This window comes from Natronomonas sp., assembly GCF_046710025.1.
GTDB lineage: Archaea > Halobacteriota > Halobacteria > Halobacteriales > Haloarculaceae > Natronomonas.
Genome location: NZ_JBKEGK010000241.1, coordinates 1 through 3,754 on the forward strand (window position 1 = coordinate 1; position 3,754 = coordinate 3,754).

Sequence of the window (3,754 nt, forward strand, 5' to 3'; positions counted from 1 at the left end):
CGGACGACGACGGCCGACTTCGAACGGGACTTCGTCGCCGCCCGCGGAAACTACCTCACGGTCTGTTCGATGAACCTCGCCTTCCGACGAGAGGTGATCCCCGCGTTCTATCAACTTCCGATGGACGACAACGAGTGGGACGTTGGGCGCTTCGACGACATCTGGAGCGGCGTCTTCCTCAAGCGGGCCTGCGACCTCCTCGACACGCGGATCTACAACGGCCGCCCGCTGTGCGAGCATAACAAGGCCCCTCGGTCGACGTTCGACGACCTCCACAACGAGGTCGCCGGCCTGGAACTCAACGAACACCTCTGGGAACTCGTCGATGACGTCGAACCGGACCGTTCGGAGTCCGGCGAGGCGGCCGACCGCTACGCGGCGGTCTTCGAGGCGATGGCGCGACGGCTCGCGGACGGCGAATTCGACGAGTACCGAAACGGCGACTTTTTCGTCCACGTCGGCGAGTACATGCTCGAGTGGCTCGACTGCCTCAACGCGCTCGAGGCGGCGAGAACGCCCGCTGCAGCCGACGACTGAAGCGACGGCTATAAATATGTTTAGGTGAACCTAAAAATATGACTGACAAACGAATCCACGGACGGAAGACGAAGCGGCGCCGGTTCCTCGCGACAGCGGGCGCACTCGGGGCGGCCGGCCTCGCTGGCTGCTCGGGATCGCTCGGCGGGAACGGGGACGGAAACGGCGATACCGCCGACTCGCCGGTCGGCCAGATCGGATCCGGCCGCGAGGGTCGGGACGCCCCCGGCGGGACATCGATGAGCGAGATGCCGGACTTATCGGGCGAACTCACCGTCTACTCGGGGCGCGGCGAGTTCCTCGTCGGTGACCTCATCAGCTACATCGACACCCTCTATGAGGACCTCGAATTAACGGTCCGGTACGCCAGTTCGACCGACCTGGTAAACCAGATCGTTAACGAGGGCGACGGCTCACCCGCCGACGTGTTCTACTCGGTGAACGCCGGGGCGCTCGGTGCGCTCGCAGACGAGGGGCGGACGGGGCCGCTCGAGGAGTCGATCCTCGAGATGGTCCGCGAGGAGTTCCGAACCGACACCTGGATCGGGACCTCCGGGCGGGCGCGGACGATCCCCTACAACACCGACGCGTTCACGGCCGAGGACGTGCCGAACGAAATCATGGATTACCCCGAGGCGTTCGACGGGGACCTCGGGTGGGCCCCGTCCTACGGCTCCTGTCAGGCGTTCGTCACCGCCATGCGGCTCATCGAGGGCGAGGAGGCGACCCGCGGGTGGCTCGAGGCCGTCATCGACGACGGGATCACCGACTACCCCGACGAGTTCGCCGCCTGCCAGGCGGTCGCCGACGGCGAGATAGACGCCGCGTTCACGAACCACTACTACATCCAACGCGTCATCGACGGCAACCCCGGGGCCTCGATCGGGACCGCGTTCACGTCCGGCGACGCGGGCGCCATGTTCAACGTCGCCGGCGCGGCCGTCGTCGACACGACCGACGACGAGAGCCTCGCCAACGGCTTCGTCCGGCACCTGCTGTCCTCGGAAGCCCAGGATTACTTCGCCACGTCGACGTTCGAGTACCCCCTGATCCCCGACGTCGAACCGGTCGGGGACCTCCCCTCGATCGACGAACTCGACGTCCCCGACATCGACCTGACGCAGCTCTCCGAGCTCGAACCGACGGTCGACCTCATGCGCGACGTCGGCGCACTCTGATCGGGACAGCGTGACACCACCCCGAGAGCGGTTCAGACGGCGGGTTTCGGCGGCCGTCCGCGGAGCGATCCATCGTCTCGATGCCCCGCCACTCGCCGCCGCCGCGGTCGCCCTCGCCGCCGCGGTCGCCGTTTTCGCCGTCTCAAGCACAGTCTTCGCGTACCATTCAAGCAACCACGACGAGGGCGTCTACCTGTTGCAGGCGGCGCTGCTTCTCGACGGACAACTCGAACTCCGGGCAGGCGAACTGGCCGGCGCGTTCCGGCCGTGGTTCTTCATTGAGGACGGTGGCCGGCTGTACCCGAAGTACACGCCTGTTCCGGCGGCGCTGTTCGCGACCTCGATGGCGCTGTTCGGCGAACCGCGGGTGACCCTCGCCGCGGTCGCCGCGGCGAACGCCGGCCTCACATATCTGCTGGGGGCAACAGTGTTCGACCGCCGGATCGGCGTCGTCGCTGCGGTGCTATTCGCCGCCTCGCCGCTCGCGCTCGTAACGACAGCGGCGTTTCTCCCCTACGCGCCAACGACGGCGTTGAACCTGCTGTTCGCCGTTGCGTATCTGCGGGGCGTTCGAGACGGCTCACCCGTGGCTGCGGGGGTCGCTGGTTTCGCGATCGGGGCCGCTTTCTTCGCCCGGCCCTACACCGCGGTGCTGTTCGCGGCTCCGTTCATTATCCACGCCATCTACTCGATCGCGCGGTCGGTGTCGGCCGACGGCATCGGGCTCACCGAACCGGTCCGGAGACAGGGCCTCACCGCGCTTTTCGGCCTCGTGTTCGTCGGCGTGACGCTCGCGTACAACGCCCGGATGACCGGGTCGGCGCTCGTGTTCCCCTACGAAGCGTTCGCCCCTGCGGACGGTCCGGGATTCGGCCCTCGGGAGATCCTCGACCACTCGGTCACCTACACCCCCGAGTTGGCGCTGACGGCTAACGGCTACGTCCTCCGGTATTTCGCGACGCGGTGGTTCGTCGCGGGGCCGATCGGGACGGCGGCCGCGCTTGCCGGCCTCGCGCTCGCCGCCCGCCGCTGGATCGACGGCTGGAGGTCACGGGACGGCGATGAATTCGAGCGACGGGCGGGATTGGCCCTCGCCGGCCTCTTCGTGACTGTCACGGCCGGTAACGTCGCCTTCTGGGGCAACTACAATGTTCTCGCGACGATGTCGGACCCAACTGACGGCCTCGTCTCGCAGTTCGGCCCGTTCTATCACTTCGACCTGCTCGCTCCCCTCTCGGTGTTCGCCGCCCTCGCCGTCGTCGTCGGCTGGGATCGGGGCGTTCCCGCCGTCCAATCGCGGGTCGAGCGCCGTGGCTCCCGGCGGGCCGCGCGTGTCGCGGTCGCGCTCCTCGTCCTCGTGAGCCTCGTCGGCGCGTCGGTCGCCGCGGCCGCGACTGTCTCGGCCCCGCTTGATCGGAACGCGGCCCACGCCGAGAAGTACGAGGCCGCTTACGAACCGGTCGAGACGGCCGATCTCGAGGACGCGCTGGTCTTTGTCCCGACGCCGTACGGCGACTGGCAGAACCATCCATTTCAGTACCTCCGCAACGACGGCGGGCTGGACGGCTCGGTCGTCTACGCGCTCGATCGCGCGCCCGGCGACGATTTTGCCGTCCTCGACGCTTATCCGAACCGGACGCACTACCGCTACGCCTACCGAGGCGAGTGGACGCCGGACGCGGACCGGCACGTAACGCCGACGATCGAGGCGCTCGACATCCGGCGCGGTGCGGCGCTGACAGGTGAGATGGTCGTCGGCGTCCCGCCGCGAGTCGAGCGTGCGACGGTCCGCCTCGAAAGCGAAACCGGCGCCCGTGCCGAGTACGCGGTGTCCGATCCCGGCGAGTCGATCACCGTGCGGTGGTCGATCGACCGCGACGCGGCCCGCCTGACCGCGGCCGACTCCGACTCCGTCCGGGTCGGCGGGACCGACACCCTCGTTTTGACCGTGACGCTCGTCCAACCCGACGGCGGGACGCTCACGTACCGCCAGGAGACGACCGTCCGGACCGACCTCGAGGGCGTCGAGGCGGTGTGGC

General features: G+C 68.1%; 2 protein-coding genes and 1 pseudogene. All 3 read left to right on the top strand.

Translation table 11 applies throughout. The annotated features are described in order from the left end of the window. Window positions 1-537 (top strand): annotated as a pseudogene (locus ACI944_RS12950) (alpha-1 4-glucan-protein synthase); the annotation flags it as partial. A 38-nt stretch (window positions 538-575) separates the two neighbouring features. Further along, a complete protein-coding gene (locus tag ACI944_RS12955) occupies window positions 576-1,715 on the top strand; it encodes an extracellular solute-binding protein (RefSeq protein ID WP_411719451.1) in 1,140 nt (379 codons plus the stop codon). Between the two features lie 10 nt (window positions 1,716-1,725). Then, the coding region (locus ACI944_RS12960) for a glycosyltransferase family 39 protein (RefSeq protein WP_411719452.1) at window positions 1,726-3,754 on the top strand (2,029 nt) is incomplete at its 3' end.